The organism is Scleromatobacter humisilvae (assembly GCF_023231945.1).
GTDB lineage: Bacteria > Pseudomonadota > Gammaproteobacteria > Burkholderiales > Burkholderiaceae_C > Scleromatobacter > Scleromatobacter humisilvae.
Genome location: NZ_JAJLJH010000006.1, coordinates 53,106 through 68,514, shown reverse-complemented (window position 1 = coordinate 68,514; position 15,409 = coordinate 53,106). Strand labels below are relative to the sequence as shown.

Here is a 15,409-nt window from a genome sequence, read left to right as displayed (position 1 = left end):
GCGCGTCCGCGCGCACCCGGCGGACGCCAGCGAGGCCCGGCGTCGCGCCCGCAAAGCCCTTCAATCCAAGGAATCTCCATGTTCGACCGCCAACAATCGACGATCGCCAACGTTGACCCCGCCATCTGGGCCGCCATCCAGGCCGAGAACCTGCGCCAGGAACAGCACATCGAGCTGATCGCCTCGGAGAACTACTGCTCGCCGGCCGTGATGGCCGCGCAGGGCTCGCAGCTCACCAACAAGTACGCCGAAGGCTACCCGGGCAAGCGCTACTACGGCGGCTGCGAGAACGTCGACGTCGTCGAGCAGCTGGCCATCGACCGCATCAAGCAGCTGTTCGGCGCCGAGAACGCCAACGTGCAGCCCAACTCCGGCTCGCAGGCCAACCAGGCCGTCTTCCTGGGCCTGCTGCAGCCCGGCGACACCATCATGGGCATGAGCCTGGCCGAAGGCGGCCACCTGACCCACGGCATGGCGCTCAACATGAGCGGCAAGTGGTTCAAGGTCGTCAGCTACGGCCTGAACGCGGCCGAGGACATCGACTACGACGCGATGGAGCGCACCGCGCGCGAGCACAAGCCGAAGCTGATCATCGCGGGCGCCTCGGCGTTCGCGCTGCGCATCGACTTCGAGCGCTTCGCGAAGGTCGCCAAGGAGATCGGCGCGTATTTCATGGTCGACATGGCGCACTACGCCGGCCTGATCGCCGCGGGCGTCTATCCGAACCCGGTGCCGCACGCCGACGTCGTCACGTCCACCACGCACAAGAGCCTGCGTGGCCCGCGCGGCGGCATCATCCTGATGAAGGATGCGTTCGCCAAGCAGATCAACTCCGCCATCTTCCCGGGCCTGCAGGGCGGCCCGCTGATGCACGTGATCGCCGGCAAGGCCATCGCGTTCCAGGAGGTGCTGTCGCCCGAGTTCAAGACGTATCAACAGCAAGTCGTGAAGAACGCAGACGTGCTCGCGAAGACGCTGATCGAGCGCGGCCTGCGCATCGTCTCGGGCCGCACCGAGAGCCACGTGATGCTGGTCGACCTGCGCGCCAAGGGCATCACCGGCAAGGACGCCGAACGCATCCTGGGCGAGGCGCACATGACCTGCAACAAGAACGCGATCCCGAACGACCCGGAAAAGCCGATGGTCACCAGCGGCATCCGCCTGGGCACGCCGGCGATGACCACGCGCGGCTTCAAGGAAGACCAGGCCCGCGCCACGGCGCACCTGATCGCCGACGTGCTGGACGCCCCGCAGGACGCGGCGCGCCTGGCCGCGGTGCGTGCCAAGGTCGAGGCCCTGACGCGCGACTTCCCGGTCTACCGCTGATCCGACGCGTCGCCCCATGCGCTGCCCTTATTGCAGTCACGACGAGACGCAGGTCGCCGAGACCCGCGAATCGGACGAGGGCGACGTCGTCCGGCGGCGCCGCCGCTGCCTCAAGTGCGACAAGCGCTTCACGACCTACGAGCGCGCCGAGATGGCGCTGCCGGCGATCGTCAAGAAGAGCGGCGCGCGCGTCGACTTCGATCCCGCCAAGCTGCGCGGCTCGATGACGCTCGCGCTGCGCAAGCGCCAGGTGAGCATCGAGCAGATCGACGCGGCGATCGAGCGCATCCAGGACAAGCTGATCGGCACCGGCCTGCGCGAAGTGCCGTCGACGCGGGTCGGCGAGCTGGTGATGCGCGAACTCAAGCGCCTCGACAAGGTGGCCTACGTGCGCTTCGCGTCGGTCTATCGAAGCTTCGAGGATGTCGACGAGTTCAGTCGGCTGATCAAGGACATCTGAACCTGCAAACCCGGCCGCGCGCCGGGTTTTTCGTCGGTCGCGCCGGTCACCGCCAGCAATTCGCGGCGTTGCGTCCGGCGGCGAACGTGCCGGCGGCCAGGTCGCGCCGACCCAGGTTGTCGTAGGTGAAGTCGCCGCAGGCGTCGGACGACATCGCGCCGCTGCGGGTGGCCGTCAACACGAACGAGGTCGGATCGTCGGCCGGTACGCTGACCGTGATCGCATAGCTCGGGGCGCCCTGCCGCGGCGTGCTCGCGAACGGCAGTTGCGGGGGCAGCTGGTCCCAGTACGCGTTGTGCGACGCGTAGTAGTGCTGCATGTAGGCGGCGTCCTCGAGCAGCGCGGCCTGGACATCGCTGCGCCGTGCGCGGGCCAGCTGCTCGAAGAACGCGGGCAACGCGATCGCGGCCAGGATGGCCAGCGCGGCCATCGCGACCAGCAGTTCGATCAGCGTGAAGCCAGGCGACGCCTGGCGGGTGACGACGTGGGACGAGCGCGGGCGCATCGCGGACGGGATGAGGAGCGTCGGTGGCGCAACGGCAGCGTCAGAACGGCGGCGTCAGCAGTTGCTGCCAGACGCGCTGGCGCACCGTGAGCGCGCCGGCCGTCGACGCGGGGGCCACCGCGGCCGCCGGGTCGGCCGGCACGGCCTCGCTCTCGGCGTAGATCGTGGCCTGCAGCCAGATGGCCGAGCCGTTGCGGGTCGAACCGGTGCTGGGGTCGGCCTTGAAGTCGGCGCTGAAGCCGCGCGCGGTGACGGTGTAGAGGTTGGGCACGGCCGTCGCCTCCATCAGGCATTGCGGCGCGACGCGGGGCTGCACCGCGCTGCCGATCTCGGCTGGGACGAGCGTGTGGGCCAGGGCCTTGCCCTTGACCGCCCAGTTGGCCTGTGCCGTCCAGGCCTCGGGCGAGGCCACGGGCTGCAGCGCGACACTGCGCGACGCCGCCGGCAGCGCCAGCTGGGATTCGCAGAAGCGCAGCGCGAGCTGCGCGTACTGGTTGGCCTGCGTCTGCAGCCGGTTGTTGTTGGCCACCTGGTCGCCGCTGGTGGCGTTGCGCATGATCGCGGCCGAGGCCAGGCCGATCACGGCCAGCATCAGCATGGCGATGATCAGCGAGAAGCCCTGCGCGCGCGCGGGCGTGACGCGCGCGGCGATCGGGGCGGAGGATGAACGGCGCGGGCTCACAGCAGCTTGTTCTGCAACACGATGGTGGTGGTGAAGGTGCGGCGCAGGTAGCCATCGGCGGCAGCGCGCTGCGTGCTGCCGCAGTCGACCCAGCCGCCCAGCGTGGCCCTCGACTTCGTGTCCAGCACCTTGGTGGCGCTGCGCACCTGCACGCACAGCTTGACCGAGACCACGTTGGCCCACAGCGGCGAGCCCGGCGGCGGTGCGTTGCCGTAGTAGATGACCTGCCCGGCGCCCGGCGCGCCGGCCGGTGCCGAGGCCATGCCGTAGGTGACCTGCAGCGTCTCGACGTTCTGCACCAGCGCCGCGCCGGCGGCGTTGCCCGGGCCGTGGCAATAGAGGCTGCCGTCGGCGACGTAGAACTTGCTGTCGTTGAGCCAGTAGTCGTCGCCGGTGGCCTCGTCGTGCGTCTTGGCGAACGAGTTGCCGAGGCAGTCGAGCGGCTGCGCGCCGCCGCTGCCGCCCAGGATGCCGTTGGACGCCTTGCCGGGCAGCACGCTGCCTTCGAAGGCGACTTCCAGCGCGTCGGGCGTGGCTGGATCAGACTCGCTCACCTTGCAGTTGTTGGCCGCCATGATGTTGGCGTTCAGGTCGGCGAAGCCGGCCGCCTCGCAGCCGACGATGGCCGGGAACGTGTGCAGCACCATGCCGGCGCCGCCCGCGCCGTGCGGCTGGCTGAAGCCGGCCTGCGCGACCTGCTGGCGCATCACGTTGAGCGCGAGCGCGGCGTCCTCGGTGATCTGCACGATGGCGTCGGTGTGCCGGCCGCTGGCGAACGACGCGAGGTAGGCCGCGATCAGCGCGCCGACGACGGCCAGGCCGATCGCCAGCGCCACCATCATCTCGATCAGCGTGAAGCCGGCCGCAGCCAGCCGCCGACGCGGGGACGCGCGCCGCGTCACAGCGTCACCTGCAGGTAGACGCAACGCACCGAGGGCTCGATCTTCTTCCAGGTGTCCGGGCATTCGGTGCCCGAGTGGTCGGTGGAGATGCCCGGCGACAGCGTGAGCGGGTCGGCCCAGCCGACCCAGACGTCGAGGTACTCGGGCGCGGGCGGCGTGCCGGCGTGGTACTGGATCCAGGTCGAGCCCTTGGGCAGCGTCGCGTGCACGCGGGCCGTCCAGTCGGCCAGGTCGACCTTCGCCAGGTCGACCGGCCCGCAGGGCGCCTCGCTGGTGCAGGGCGGATGCGGCGGTGCGAGCGGACTGGGGAAGGCCTTGTCGGTGATGTCGTAGCCGCCGGTGCCGATCTCGCCGCCCATCGGATTGGCGCGGATGCGGTCGGCGATGTCGTTGGCCAGCAGCGTGGCGGTGGAGCGCAGCTCGCTCATCTTCGAGTAGCGCGTGGACGCCTGCAGCAGCCCTGCCAGCGCGAGGATGCCCATCGCGACGACGAACATCGCCACCAGCACCTCGACCAGAGAGAAGCCGGCCTGGGCGGATCGGGCGCGGCGCGGCGTCATGGACACGTCGCGCCGCCCGCGATCACCACGACCTCGCCGCGCGGGTTGACGCAGACCTGGCGTTGCAACGCGAGGTTGCTGCCGCTCGAGTCGGCCGCCGCGCCCGCGGGGGCGAACACGAAGACGACGGGCGCGCCGTTGTCCGAGTGCGCGATGCCGGTGGACTCGAAGCGGATGCTCGCGGCGCTGCTGGTGACGCTCATCCGGCCAGACACGTCGACGTGCTGGCGCACGATCGCATCGCCGGCGACGAAGGCGCCGCTGCGAGCGAGATCGGTGAACAGCACCCAGGTCTGCCAGCTGCCGCCGCTGCCCGCGCAATGGCTGGCGTTGGCCGCGTCGGTGCGGCACAGGACGACCGGCCCGCTGCGCTTCATCGCCTCGTTGCGTCCGAGGCGCACGGCATCCTGCAGCTCCTCGGCCTGCGACGCGATCGCATGGCGCGCCAGCGTGCGCATGAACGAAGGCACGCCCACCGCGATGGCGATGCCGGCGACGGCCAGCGTGATCATCAGCTCGATCAGCGTCACGCCCGCCACGCGCGAGGCCATGGCGCGGCGGCTGGGGCAGGCGACGGACGCGGGAACGGAACGGGTTCGGATCATGTTGGCGGGAACGGCCCGGCGCGGGCAAGGGACGCCGTGGCGATTCTGAATGTAACGGGTCTGGCGGTCGCGCCGCTTCACGACGGACGGACACGGCCACCGGATGCACGGCGCTCAATCGCACGCCCCCGTGCCGGCCAGGCGCGGCCGGCCCTGCTTGCTCACGCAGACCATGACGGCCGGCGGCGCGTCGAGCGCGGCCTCCGCCGGCGGACTGAACAGGAAGTGCGACGCCGCGTCGGTGCTGTAGCCCGCCGCCGTGAAGCTGATGCTGCCGCGCGTGCCCGCGACACCGCCGCTGCGCAGGAGGGCCTGCTGGACGCGCAGCAGCGGCGTGCTCGCGTCGGGCGTGCCGTGGCGGTCGCGGTCGGCGAACACGATCCAGCCGTTGTGCCAGTCGGCCGCGTGCGGGCCCTGGCAGGCCAGCGGCGGGCCGCCCGGCAAGCTGGCGCACATCGTGACGACCATGCCGCGCTGCATCGCCGTGGCGCGCGCGAAGCGCAATGCGGCCATGAACTCGGACGATTGCGCCGCCAGCGCCCGCGCGGCGACGCTGCGCGACATGCCCGGCGCCGCCACGCGCAGAAGGATGGCGACGATCGCGAGCACGATGGCCAGCTCGATCAGGGTGAAGCCGGGCGCCGGACGGCGGCGCGGGCAAAGGGACGGAATGGACATTTCGCGGTCTCGAAAGGCAAGCCGCCGATTGTTCAGTCGCCGTCATGGAAAATCATCCCCCGGGACGGCGCAGCCCGCCATCCGTCCCGAAAACCGGCGCAGGCGCGCGCGGCAACCGGACGATCCTCGATGAAACCCTGGCTTTTGACGCTGGCGCTGGCCGAGCACGCGGTCGGCCTGTCCGATCCGAACCCGCGCGTCGGCTGCCTGATCGTGTCGGCCGACGGCGCGACCGTCCTCGGCCAGGGCCACACGCAGGCCGCGGGCGGCCCGCACGCGGAGGTCATGGCGCTGCGCGACGCCCAGGCCCGTGGCCACGACGTGCGCGGCGCCACCGTCTACGTGACGCTCGAGCCCTGCGCCCACCACGGCCGCACGCCGCCGTGCTGCGACGCGCTGGTGGCGGCCGGCGTCGGCCGGGTCGAGATCGCCGTCGGCGACCCGAACCCGCTCGTCAACGGCCAGGGCACGGCGCGCATCGCCGCGGCCGGCATCGCCATCGGTCGCGCGCCGGACGACGTCGCGCTGCGCGCCCGCGAGTTGAACATCGGCTTCTTCTCGCGCATGGAACGCGGCCGGCCGTGGGTGCGCATGAAGATCGCCGCGTCGCTGGACGGCCGCACCGCGCTGCCCAACGGCGCCAGCCAGTGGATCACCGGCGCGGACGCGCGCGCGGACGGCCACGCGTTCCGCAAGCGCGCGGGCGCGGTGCTCACGGGCATCGGAACCGTGCTGGCCGACGACCCGTCGCTGGACGTGCGGCTCGTGGAGACGGCCAGGCAGCCGCTGCGCTGCGTCGTCGATGCGCGCCTGGACACGCCGCCCACGGCGCGGCTGTTCGACGCCGCCTCGCCACCTGTTTTGTTCACGGCGTCCCGCGACGCCGGCCGGCGTGCCGCGCTCGAGGCGCGCGGCGCCGAGATCGTCGACGTGCCGGCCGCGGACGGGCGGCTCGATCTCGAGACCGTGCTGGACGATCTCGCCCACCGCCACATCAACGAGGTGCACGTCGAGGCCGGCGCGCGCCTCAACGCCGCCCTGCTGCGAACGGGCCGCGTCGACGAACTGCTGCTGTACCTGGCGCCGACGCTGCTGGGCGCGGGTCGCGGGATGGCCGACCTCGGCCCGTTCGAATCGCTGGCCCAGGGACTCGCGTTCGATTTCCACGACGCCACCAGAGTCGGCGCCGACCTGCGCATCCTTGCACGAAGCCCACGCGTATAGAGGCCCTGCCCCTGGGAAACCCTGGTCCGCCGCCTACAATCGCCGCATGCCCATCTCTCCTGTTTCCGCACTCGTCAACGAATTGGCCGCGGGCCGCATGATCATCCTTGTCGACGAGGAGGATCGCGAGAACGAGGGCGACCTGGTCCTGGCGGCCGAATTCGTCACGCCCGAGGCGATCAACTTCATGGCCCGCCATGCGCGCGGCCTGATCTGCCTGACGATGACGCGCGAGATGTGCGAGCGCCTGCACCTGCCGCCGATGGCGTCGCGCAACGGCTCGCCGCACGGCACCGCGTTCACGGTGTCCATCGAGGCCGCCGAGGGCGTGACCACCGGCATCTCGGCCGCCGACCGCGCGCGTACCGTGCAGGCCGCCGTCGCGCGCGGCGCGAAGCCGTCCGACCTCGTGCAGCCCGGCCACATCTTCCCGCTGCAGGCGCAGGACGGCGGCGTGCTGATGCGCGCCGGCCATACCGAAGCCGGCTGCGACATGGCCGCGATGGCCGGCCTGATGCCCTCGGCCGTCATCTGCGAGGTGATGAACGAGGACGGCACGATGGCGCGCCTGCCGGACCTCGAGATCTTCGCCAAGGAGCACGGCCTGCTGATCGGCACGATCGCCGACCTGATCCATCATCGCAGCCGCCACGAATCGCTGATCACGGCCGTCGGCAAGCGCGCGCTGAACACGCCGTACGGCAACTTCGACTGCCACCTGTTCCGCGACCGCTCCGGCGGCGCGCACATGGCGCTCGTCAAGGGCAGCTGGAAGGCCGGCGACGAGGTGCCGGTGCGCGTGCACGAGCCGTTCTCCGCAATCGACCTGCTCGACTCGTCCTGCGGCAAGCACTCGTGGCCGCTGCCGCAGGCGCTGGCCGCGATCGAGAAGCGCGGACAGGGCGTCGCCGTGCTGCTCAATTGCGGCGAACCGGCCGACCACCTCGTCGCGCAGCTGATGCCGCAGGGCGATCCGTGCGAGCCGGTCGAGAAGCGGCCGGTCGACCTGCGCACCTACGGCGTGGGCGCGCAGATCCTGCGCGAGCTGGGCGTCACGCGCATGCAGCTGCTGGGCCAGCCGCGCCGCATGCCCAGCATGACCGGCTACGGCCTCGAGGTTTCCAGTTTCATCACGACCGCCGACGCCGCATAAGACGCGCGTCCGTTTCCTGCCGCGTCGTCGCCGACGACAAGGCCTCGTTCTTTATCCGTTCTTTTTTCCTGGAGTCCCCCGATGCAAGCTGCTGATCAAGGCAACGCAACCGATCTGGACGGCCGCGACCTCGTCATCGGGATCGTGCGCGCCCGCTTCAACGACGCGATCACCTCGCGCATGGCCGAGGTCTGCCACGCCGAGCTGCTGGCGCTCGGCGTGCAGCCCAAGCACGTCACGACCATCACCGTGCCCGGCGCCCTCGAGGTGCCGATCGCACTGAAGGCGATGGCCGACCAGGACGACTACGACGCGCTCGTCGCGATCGGCTGCATCATCCGCGGCGAGACCTACCACTTCGAGCTGGTGTCCAACGAGAGCGGCGCGGGCGTCACGCGCGTGTCGCTCGACCACCAGGTGCCGATCGCCAACGCGATCCTCACCGTCGAGAACGAAGCCCAGGCGCTGGCCCGCGTCGAGGACAAGGCGCGCGACGCCGCGCGCGTCGCCGTCGAGATGGCCAACCTGATGGACGACCTGCTATGAACGCCGCCCCCGAGAAGAACGCCCAGCCCGCCGAGAAGCCCGCCAAGCCGAAGTCCGCCCGCCGCCGCTCGCGCGAGATCGCGCTGCAGGGCCTGTACGAATGGCTGGTCTCCGGCACCGACGCCGGCGTGATCGACGCCCACATGCGCGAGCAGGAAGGCTTCGACAAGGCCGACCGCGCGCACTTCGACGCGCTGCTGCACGGCTGCATCGCCGAGGCCGCCGACCTCGACGCCGTGCTCGCCAAGTTCGTCGACCGCAAGACGACCGAGCTGTCGCCGGTCGAACACGGCGTGCTGATGATCGGCGCGTACGAGCTGAAGCACTGCCTCGACATCCCGTACAAGGTCGCGATCAACGAGGCAGTCGAGCTCGCCAAGAGCTTCGGCGGCACCGACGGGCACAAGTACGTCAACGGCGTCCTCGACAAGACCGCCGGCGACCTCCGGCCCGTCGAGGTGCAGGCCAAGGGCCGTTGAACGCATGAAGCTCGCCGGCCGCCTCGCCCACATCGACCCGTTCTACGTGATGGAGTGCGCCAAGGTGGCGCAGGAGATCGCGCGCTCGCCGGAATGCGATCCGGCGCTCGGCGGCGAGCCGATGATCTACCTGAACATCGGCGAGCCGGACTTCACCGCGCCCGCGCCGGTCATCGCCGCCGCCGAGGTCGCCCTGCGCGCCGGACGCACGCAATACACCGACGCCGTCGGCCTGCCCGCGCTGCGGGAGCGCATCAGCCGCTGGTACGCGACCCGCTGGGGCGTGGACGTGCCGGCGCGCCGCATCGTCGTCACGGCGGGCGCGTCGGCGGGGCTGCAGCTCGTCTGCCAGGCGCTGTTCGAGGCTGGCGACGAGGTGCTGATGCCGGACCCGAGCTACCCGTGCAACCGCCACTTCGTGGCCGCCACCGGCGCCACCGCGCGCCTGGTGCCGACGACGCCCGCCTCGCGCTTCCAGCTCGATGCGGCGCACGTGCGCGAGCACTGGACGCCGCACACGCGCGGCGTGCTGCTGGCCACGCCGTCGAACCCGACCGGCACGTCGATCGCGCCAGACGAGCTTGCGCGCATCGTCGAGGTCGTGCGAGAAAAGGGCGGCATCGCCATCGTCGACGAGATCTACCAGGGCCTGAGCTACGACCCGGCGTTCGAGCGCTGCGCGCTGGCGCTCGGCGACGACATCGTCTCGGTCAACAGCTTCTCCAAGTACTTCAGCATGACCGGCTGGCGCCTGGGCTGGCTGGTGCTGCCGGAGGCGCTGGTCGAGCCGGTGGAACGCCTGGCGCAGAACCTCTACATCTGCGCCAGCTCGATCGCCCAGCATGCGGCGATCGCGTGTTTCGACGCCGACAGCCTGGCCGAATGCGAGCACCGGCGCGCGGCGTTTCGCGAGCGCCGCGATTTCATCGTGCCGGCGCTGCAGAAACTGGGGATTCAGGTTCCGGTCGTGCCGGACGGCGCCTTTTACGTCTGGGCCGATTGCAGCCGATTCGCCAGCAGCAGCTGGGATTTCGCGATGCAGCTGATGAAGACCGCCCACGTCGCCCTGACGCCCGGCAAGGACTTCGGCCCCGCGCATGCGAGCACCTACTTCAGGTTATCGTTCGCGACGGCGATGCCCCAACTTCAGGAAACCGTCAGACGGCTGGCTCGCGAACTCGACCGTTGATCCTTTCAACCCTGCCGACAAGCGTGATGCAATCGCCAGACGGGTGACATTTGTGTCATCGTGCAGGGTATCTTCCCCTTATTCGGCCAATATTCCCTGGCCACCATCGGTTAACTTCCGCCCATGCGATGGAATCTCTTCAGGCGCGCCGAGACGGTGGACGCCACCGACTCGAGCTTCGAAACGACGGTCGTCGATGACGCCGCGGCGGCGCGCATGGCCCAGGCGCAGTCGCCCGACGGCGTCCTCCAGCCGCCGCCGGCACCCGTGTTGTCCGGCGCCGCGCCCATCGTCGAGAGCGAAAGCATCGGCCATGTCGGGCGCTACGCGCTCAAGACCATCCTGGGCAAGGGCGGGCTCGGCACCGTCTATGCCGCGTGGGATCCGCTGCTGTCGCGCACAGTGGCGCTCAAGACCCTGCACATCGACGCCGACCCGGCCGCCCGCGAGGCGCTCGACGCGCTGTTCCTGAACGAGGCGCGCGCCGCCGCCGGCCTGTCGCACCCGCACATCGTCACCGTGTTCGACGCCGGGCCGTCCGACACCGGCGTCTACATCGCCATGGAGCGGCTGCAAGGCCAGGACCTGCGCCACCTGCTGCAACAAGGCGTGCGCCCGGGCCCGATCGAGGCGGCGCAGGTCGTGCGCCGCGTCGCCGACGCGCTCGCCTACGCGCATCGCAAGGGCGTCGTGCATTGCGACGTCAAGCCGGCCAACATCTTCATGACCGGCCGCATGCACCCGAAGGTGCTGGACTTCGGCATTGCGCGCGTCGCGCACCGCGACGTGCCCGCGCTCGAAGGCGCGATGGCCGGCTCGCCCTACTACCTGGCGCCGGAGCAGATGGACGGCCGCTCGGTGGATCGCCGCAGCGACGTCTATTCCCTGGGCGTCGTGCTGTACGAACTGCTGGTGGGCAAGAAGCCGTTCGAGGGCAGCTCGCTCGAGGAGATCACGTCGGCCGTCAAGGCCGGCGACGCCGTGCCGCCGCACCGCGTGTCGCCCAAGATCCCGCTGGGGCTCTCGGTGATCGCGAGCCGCGCGATGGCGCACGACCCCGACCAGCGCTACCCGTCGGCGCGCCACCTGTCGATGGAGCTGCGCCACTGGGTCGACTCGGCCGAGGCGCGAGCGCTGCGCAACGACGCCCGCGGACAGGCCGCCGAGCCGGCAGGCAAGCGCATGGCGCGCCTCGCACTGCCGCTGGCGGGCCTCGCGATCATCGCGCTCGGTGCCGGGCTGGCCTGGATGAAGTTCGGCGGGGCGACTCCGGACGTCGCGGCCATCCCGCCGGCCGCCAGCGCGCCCGCCGCGGTCCGCGTCGCGGAGGCGCCGCCGTCGGCGGTCACGATCTCCGCGGCCGCCGCCGCCGCAGAGGAGGCCGCCGCGGCCGCTTCCGCCGCGGCTGCGGCGTCGACCGCCGCCACGCAGTCCGCCGGCGCAAGTGCGGCAGCGCCTGACGCCGTCACCGCGCCGCCCGCGTCCGCTGTCGCCGCTCCCGCCATCGCGACCACCGCAGCGGGCGCCAGCGACGCCACCGGCGGGAAGACCGTCGTCAGCAAGGCCGAAGCCGCGCGCCGGCGCAAGGCCATGGCCGTGGCCACCGTCACCGAGGGCGTGCCGATCTCCGCGGTGCTCGCCGAGGGCGTCGTGCAGCTGGCGGTGAGTCCGTGGGGCCAGGTGGAGGTCGACGGCAAGCCCATGGGCATCTCGCCGCCGCTGACACGCTTGACCTTGGCGTCCGGCAACCACACCATCACGGTGCGCAACACCGACTTCCCGGCCTACACGACGACGGTCACCGTCGACGGCGAAAGCCCGGTCACGCTGCGCCACCGCTTCGGTCCCTGACCCAACCACTCGCCAACGCCGTGATGATCACCACCTCGATCCGCCTTGTCCGCCTCACCCGGGCGTTCGCCGCGCTGGCCGTGTTCGGCGCGTTGACCGCGTGCGAGACGCCGCAGCAACAGGCGCCGCTGGGCCTGACCGACCTCACTGAACGCCCCGCCGAACGCGCGCTGATGGGCGCGATGCGCGCCTACGACGACGCCGACTATCCGGCCGTCGAACGCCAGGCCAACGAGGCAATGAAGCTGGGCCTGCGCAGCAACCGCGACGTCGCCACCGCGCACAAGCTGCGGGCGTTCGTCTACTGCACCAGCAACCGGCTCGCGGCCTGCGAGGCCGAGTTCCGCGCCGCGCGCACCGCCGATCCCAATTTCGTGCTGAGCCACGCCGAGGCCGGGCATCCGGTCTGGGGCCCGGTCTACCTGAAATCGCGCCAGTAAAAACTGGTAACGGCGCCGGCAGCGAACTTCGCGCCGTCGCGTTGGTCGAACCTGCGCTCGTCGGGGCGACGGGCCGTGCAACGGCCCGATATTTGCTCATCGGTGCGGGCCGCGCGCGGAACAAGGGCCTCGTGCGGTGCCGTATCATCGCGTCGCCCAATGAAACCTGAAGAATCCTCCCCCCCGGCCCCGCATTTCCGTCACCCCGTGCGGGTGTACTGGGAGGACACCGATGCCGGCGGCATCGTGTTCTACGCCAACTACCTGAAGTTCTTCGAGCGCGCCCGCACCGAGTGGCTGCGCGCGCTCGGTCACAGCCAGCAGGAGATGGTGGACACCACCGGCTGCATGTTCGTCGTGCAGGAGACGACGGTGCGCTACCTGCGGCCGGCGCGGCTGGACGACCAGCTGATCATCACCGTCGACGTGCGCGAGCGCGGACGCGCCAGCCTGCGCATCGCCCAGCAGGCCTGGTGCGGCGACCGGCTGCTCGCCGAGGGCGACATCCGCATCGGCTGCGTCGCGCGCGCCACCATGAAACCCCACCGCATCCCCAGCCCCATCTTCGAGGCGATTGAATGAACCAGGATCTCTCCATCATCGAGCTGGTGCTGCATGCCAGCATCGTCGTCAAGATCGTCATCGCAGGGCTGCTGCTGACGTCGCTGTTCAGCTGGGGCCTGATCTTCTCCAAGCTCGGATCGCTCGGCAAGATCAAGCGCCGCAACGAGGCCTTCGAGCAGGACTTCTGGTCCGGCAAGAGCCTGACCGACCTCTACAGCCAGACCTCCAACCAGGCCGAGACGGGCCCGCTGGAGCGCCTGTTCTCCAGCGGCATGCGCGAGTTCATGAAGCTGCGCGACCGCCGCCTCGACACCGCGACGCAGCTCGATGGCGCGCGCCGCGCGATGAAGGCCAGCCTGCAGCGCGAGCTCGACGCGATCGAAGGCAACCTCGGCTTCCTTGCCTCGGTCGGCTCGGTCAGCCCGTACGTGGGCCTGTTCGGCACGGTGTGGGGCATCATGAACGCGTTCGTCGGCCTGTCCAACATGACCCAGGTGACGCTGGCCACCGTGGCGCCGGGCATCGCCGAGGCGCTCGTGGCCACCGCGATCGGCCTGTTCTCCGCGATCCCGGCCGTCGTCGCCTACAACCGCTTCGCGCGCGACATCGACCGCATCGCCACCGCGCTCGACAGCTTCAGCGACGAGTTCTCCAACATCCTGCAACGCAACGCCGCCGCCCCGCAACAGGGCGCGGCCGGCGTGCGCTGAGAACCTGAGAGAAACCGCCATGCCAGGCGTCGTCTCACGCGGCCGCGGCCGCCGCTCGATCAGCGAGATCAACATGGTGCCGTTCATCGACGTCATGCTGGTGCTGCTGATCATCTTCATGGTCAGCGCGCCGCTGATCACCACCGGCGTGGTCGACCTGCCCTCGATGGGCAAGGCCAAGCAGCGCCCGCCGTCGGTCATCGAGGTGATCGTCGGCACCGACGAGCGCATCAAGATCCGCATCGACAAGGCCGACCCCGAGCCGACGACGATCCCCGCGCTCGCCGCGCGCGTCAACGAGCTGCAGGGCGGGCGCAGCGACGTGCCCGTCGTGATCGCCGCGGACAAGGCGGTGCGCTACGAGAGCGTCGTCAAGGTGATGGACACGCTGCAGCGCGCGGGCGTGCAACGCGTCGGGCTTGCCGTGAAGCAAGTTGGCTAGACAAGTCTCGGCATGACCAGCATCTTCGGCCATCGCCCCACTGACCGTCCGCCCCAGACCGAGGAGTGGAGCACCGGCGTGACGATCTCGATCGCCGCGCACCTGGCGCTGATCGGCGCGCTCTGGTGGGGGCTGCATTGGCGCAGCTCGCAGGTGGCGGTGGAATCGACGGCGGAGCTGTGGTCGGCGGTACCCGAGGCCGCGGCGCCGCCGCCGGTGGAGACGCCGCCTCCGCCGCCCGCGGTGGAGACGCCGCCGCCCCCGGCCGTCGAGACGCCCAAGCCGCCTGACATCGTCGTCGAGCAGATCAAGGAGAAGAAGCCGCCCAAGCCGACTCCTCCGCCGCCGCCCCCGCCACCCAAGCCGGCGCCGCCCAAGCCCGCGCCGCCGCCACCGCCGCCACAGCCCAAGCTGGACGCCAAGGCGCTGCAGAAGCTGCATGACGAGAACCTGAAGCGGATGATGGGCCAGATGGATGCGCCGGCGACCGCGACCGGCACGGCCGCGCGCAATTCGGGGCCTTCGGCGAACTGGGCGGGCAAGGTGGCCGCGCTGATCAAGCAGCACCTGGTCTACACCGACTCGATGAGCGGCCTGCGCTCGCCCGACATCGAGATCCGGCTGGGTGTCGACGGTTCGATCCTGAGCCAGAAGATCACCAAGTCGAGCGGCAATGCCGCCTTCGACGACGCCGTGCTGCGCGCGGTGATCGGCACTCAGAAGCTGCCGCGCGACACCGATGGCTCGCTGCCGCCCGACGTGATCGTCACGTTCAACCCGTGACGGCTCGAACCGCCTACTTCTTGGCGCCCGCAGTGATCGAGCCGCCCATCTTCTCGCAGCTGCCCTTGGCGACGTACTTCCAGTCGTTGGCGTCGTTGTCCGCCTTGGCCTGGCCCGCGCACGAATGGGAGCCGGCGGCCGAGGCGCAGTCGTTCTGGCCGGCCTTGGCGATGCCGAAGCACTTCTCCTGCGCGGGCTTGGCGTCGGCGGCGTGCGCCGGGGCAAGGGCGAAGGCCAGCGCGGAGGCCAGCGTGGACGTCGCGATGATGCACTTGTTCATGAAGAGTCGCTCCTTGTCGGAAAGGGGTGC

General features: G+C 70.6%; 20 protein-coding genes. 13 read left to right on the top strand and 7 right to left on the bottom strand.

The window, feature by feature from the left end; all coding sequences use genetic code 11:
* The first annotated feature begins 78 nt into the window (after positions 1 to 78).
* Both glyA and nrdR read left to right on the top strand, forming a co-directional pair.
* Entirely contained in the window at positions 79 to 1,326 is a 1,248-nt protein-coding gene (glyA, locus tag LPC04_RS19215) for a serine hydroxymethyltransferase (RefSeq protein ID WP_275683890.1), read from the top strand.
* 16 nt (positions 1,327 to 1,342) lie between these two features.
* Positions 1,343 to 1,786 (top strand): transcriptional regulator NrdR, encoded by a 444-nt coding sequence (gene nrdR, locus LPC04_RS19210; RefSeq protein WP_275683889.1) that lies wholly within the window; start codon positions 1,343 to 1,345, stop codon positions 1,784 to 1,786.
* A gap of 46 nt (positions 1,787 to 1,832) precedes the next feature.
* On the opposite strand, the gene LPC04_RS19205 is transcribed toward nrdR, so the two are convergent.
* The 6 genes from LPC04_RS19205 to LPC04_RS19180 all read right to left on the bottom strand — a co-directional run bounded on the left by LPC04_RS19205 (position 1,833) and on the right by LPC04_RS19180 (position 5,718).
* Positions 1,833 to 2,291, bottom strand: a complete 459-nt coding sequence (locus LPC04_RS19205) for a type IV pilin protein (RefSeq protein ID WP_275683888.1) — start codon at positions 2,289 to 2,291, stop codon at positions 1,833 to 1,835.
* A 40-nt stretch (positions 2,292 to 2,331) separates the two neighbouring features.
* Entirely contained in the window at positions 2,332 to 2,973 is a 642-nt protein-coding gene (locus LPC04_RS19200) for a pilus assembly PilX family protein (protein ID WP_275683887.1), read from the bottom strand.
* Entirely contained in the window at positions 2,970 to 3,875 is a 906-nt protein-coding gene (locus LPC04_RS19195) for a PilW family protein (RefSeq protein ID WP_275683886.1), read from the bottom strand. The genes LPC04_RS19200 and LPC04_RS19195 overlap by 4 nt, the downstream gene beginning before the upstream one ends.
* Complete coding sequence (pilV, locus tag LPC04_RS19190; protein ID WP_275683885.1) at positions 3,872 to 4,435, bottom strand: type IV pilus modification protein PilV; 564 nt, start codon at positions 4,433 to 4,435, stop codon at positions 3,872 to 3,874. Before pilV ends, LPC04_RS19195 begins: the two co-directional genes overlap by 4 nt.
* On the bottom strand, positions 4,432 to 5,040 hold the full coding sequence (locus tag LPC04_RS19185) for a GspH/FimT family pseudopilin (RefSeq protein ID WP_275683884.1): 609 nt from the start codon (positions 5,038 to 5,040) through the stop codon (positions 4,432 to 4,434). Before LPC04_RS19185 ends, pilV begins: the two co-directional genes overlap by 4 nt.
* A 114-nt stretch (positions 5,041 to 5,154) precedes the next feature.
* Positions 5,155 to 5,718 (bottom strand): GspH/FimT family pseudopilin, encoded by a 564-nt coding sequence (locus LPC04_RS19180; protein ID WP_275683883.1) that lies wholly within the window; start codon positions 5,716 to 5,718, stop codon positions 5,155 to 5,157.
* Positions 5,719 to 5,847: 129 nt separating this feature from the next.
* On the opposite strand from LPC04_RS19180, the gene ribD reads away from it, so the two are divergent.
* The 11 genes from ribD to LPC04_RS19125 all read left to right on the top strand — a co-directional run bounded on the left by ribD (position 5,848) and on the right by LPC04_RS19125 (position 15,099).
* Entirely contained in the window at positions 5,848 to 6,942 is a 1,095-nt protein-coding gene (gene ribD / locus LPC04_RS19175) for a bifunctional diaminohydroxyphosphoribosylaminopyrimidine deaminase/5-amino-6-(5-phosphoribosylamino)uracil reductase RibD (protein ID WP_275683882.1), read from the top strand.
* Between the two features lie 46 nt (positions 6,943 to 6,988).
* Positions 6,989 to 8,095, top strand: a complete 1,107-nt coding sequence (gene ribBA, locus LPC04_RS19170; protein ID WP_275683881.1) for a bifunctional 3,4-dihydroxy-2-butanone-4-phosphate synthase/GTP cyclohydrolase II — start codon at positions 6,989 to 6,991, stop codon at positions 8,093 to 8,095.
* An 81-nt stretch (positions 8,096 to 8,176) separates the two neighbouring features.
* The gene (ribH, locus tag LPC04_RS19165) at positions 8,177 to 8,641 is read left to right on the top strand and encodes a 6,7-dimethyl-8-ribityllumazine synthase (RefSeq protein WP_275683880.1); all 465 of its coding nucleotides are present in this window, start codon (positions 8,177 to 8,179) and stop codon (positions 8,639 to 8,641) included.
* Complete coding sequence (gene nusB / locus LPC04_RS19160) at positions 8,638 to 9,120, top strand: transcription antitermination factor NusB (RefSeq protein ID WP_275683879.1); 483 nt, start codon at positions 8,638 to 8,640, stop codon at positions 9,118 to 9,120. Before ribH ends, nusB begins: the two co-directional genes overlap by 4 nt.
* A gap of 4 nt (positions 9,121 to 9,124) precedes the next feature.
* The gene (locus tag LPC04_RS19155) at positions 9,125 to 10,309 is read left to right on the top strand and encodes a pyridoxal phosphate-dependent aminotransferase (RefSeq protein WP_275683878.1); all 1,185 of its coding nucleotides are present in this window, start codon (positions 9,125 to 9,127) and stop codon (positions 10,307 to 10,309) included.
* A gap of 123 nt (positions 10,310 to 10,432) precedes the next feature.
* Positions 10,433 to 12,160 carry a serine/threonine-protein kinase gene (locus LPC04_RS19150; protein ID WP_275683877.1) on the top strand — a complete coding sequence of 576 codons (1,728 nt, stop codon included), beginning with the start codon at positions 10,433 to 10,435 and terminating at the stop codon, positions 12,158 to 12,160.
* Positions 12,161 to 12,183: 23 nt separating this feature from the next.
* Positions 12,184 to 12,600 (top strand): TssQ family T6SS-associated lipoprotein, encoded by a 417-nt coding sequence (locus tag LPC04_RS19145; RefSeq protein ID WP_275684058.1) that lies wholly within the window; start codon positions 12,184 to 12,186, stop codon positions 12,598 to 12,600.
* Between the two features lie 159 nt (positions 12,601 to 12,759).
* Positions 12,760 to 13,182 carry a tol-pal system-associated acyl-CoA thioesterase gene (ybgC, locus tag LPC04_RS19140; RefSeq protein WP_275683876.1) on the top strand — a complete coding sequence of 141 codons (423 nt, stop codon included), beginning with the start codon at positions 12,760 to 12,762 and terminating at the stop codon, positions 13,180 to 13,182.
* Entirely contained in the window at positions 13,179 to 13,874 is a 696-nt protein-coding gene (gene tolQ / locus LPC04_RS19135) for a protein TolQ (protein ID WP_275683875.1), read from the top strand. The genes ybgC and tolQ overlap by 4 nt, the downstream gene beginning before the upstream one ends.
* A 19-nt stretch (positions 13,875 to 13,893) precedes the next feature.
* Entirely contained in the window at positions 13,894 to 14,316 is a 423-nt protein-coding gene (locus tag LPC04_RS19130) for an ExbD/TolR family protein (protein ID WP_275683874.1), read from the top strand.
* Between the two features lie 12 nt (positions 14,317 to 14,328).
* The gene (locus LPC04_RS19125) at positions 14,329 to 15,099 is read left to right on the top strand and encodes an energy transducer TonB (protein WP_275683873.1); all 771 of its coding nucleotides are present in this window, start codon (positions 14,329 to 14,331) and stop codon (positions 15,097 to 15,099) included.
* A gap of 13 nt (positions 15,100 to 15,112) precedes the next feature.
* Here LPC04_RS19125 and LPC04_RS19120 read toward each other — a convergent pair whose 3' ends face one another.
* Entirely contained in the window at positions 15,113 to 15,379 is a 267-nt protein-coding gene (locus tag LPC04_RS19120; protein WP_275683872.1) for a BufA1 family periplasmic bufferin-type metallophore, read from the bottom strand.
* Between the last annotated feature and the right edge of the window lie 30 nt (positions 15,380 to 15,409).

Coding starts and splice junctions, on each gene's coding strand:
- glyA (WP_275683890.1), top strand. CDS start 79: ATGTTCGACCGCCAACAATCGACGATCGCCAACGTTGACCCCGCCATC.
- nrdR (WP_275683889.1), top strand. CDS start 1,343: ATGCGCTGCCCTTATTGCAGTCACGACGAGACGCAGGTCGCCGAGACC.
- LPC04_RS19205 (WP_275683888.1), bottom strand. CDS start 2,291: ATGCGCCCGCGCTCGTCCCACGTCGTCACCCGCCAGGCGTCGCCTGGC.
- pilV (WP_275683885.1), bottom strand. CDS start 4,435: ATGACGCCGCGCCGCGCCCGATCCGCCCAGGCCGGCTTCTCTCTGGTC.
- LPC04_RS19185 (WP_275683884.1), bottom strand. CDS start 5,040: ATGATCCGAACCCGTTCCGTTCCCGCGTCCGTCGCCTGCCCCAGCCGC.
- LPC04_RS19180 (WP_275683883.1), bottom strand. CDS start 5,718: ATGTCCATTCCGTCCCTTTGCCCGCGCCGCCGTCCGGCGCCCGGCTTC.
- ribD (WP_275683882.1), top strand. CDS start 5,848: ATGAAACCCTGGCTTTTGACGCTGGCGCTGGCCGAGCACGCGGTCGGC.
- ribBA (WP_275683881.1), top strand. CDS start 6,989: ATGCCCATCTCTCCTGTTTCCGCACTCGTCAACGAATTGGCCGCGGGC.
- ribH (WP_275683880.1), top strand. CDS start 8,177: ATGCAAGCTGCTGATCAAGGCAACGCAACCGATCTGGACGGCCGCGAC.
- nusB (WP_275683879.1), top strand. CDS start 8,638: ATGAACGCCGCCCCCGAGAAGAACGCCCAGCCCGCCGAGAAGCCCGCC.
- LPC04_RS19155 (WP_275683878.1), top strand. CDS start 9,125: ATGAAGCTCGCCGGCCGCCTCGCCCACATCGACCCGTTCTACGTGATG.
- LPC04_RS19150 (WP_275683877.1), top strand. CDS start 10,433: ATGCGATGGAATCTCTTCAGGCGCGCCGAGACGGTGGACGCCACCGAC.
- LPC04_RS19145 (WP_275684058.1), top strand. CDS start 12,184: ATGATCACCACCTCGATCCGCCTTGTCCGCCTCACCCGGGCGTTCGCC.
- ybgC (WP_275683876.1), top strand. CDS start 12,760: ATGAAACCTGAAGAATCCTCCCCCCCGGCCCCGCATTTCCGTCACCCC.
- tolQ (WP_275683875.1), top strand. CDS start 13,179: ATGAACCAGGATCTCTCCATCATCGAGCTGGTGCTGCATGCCAGCATC.
- LPC04_RS19130 (WP_275683874.1), top strand. CDS start 13,894: ATGCCAGGCGTCGTCTCACGCGGCCGCGGCCGCCGCTCGATCAGCGAG.
- LPC04_RS19125 (WP_275683873.1), top strand. CDS start 14,329: ATGACCAGCATCTTCGGCCATCGCCCCACTGACCGTCCGCCCCAGACC.
- LPC04_RS19120 (WP_275683872.1), bottom strand. CDS start 15,379: ATGAACAAGTGCATCATCGCGACGTCCACGCTGGCCTCCGCGCTGGCC.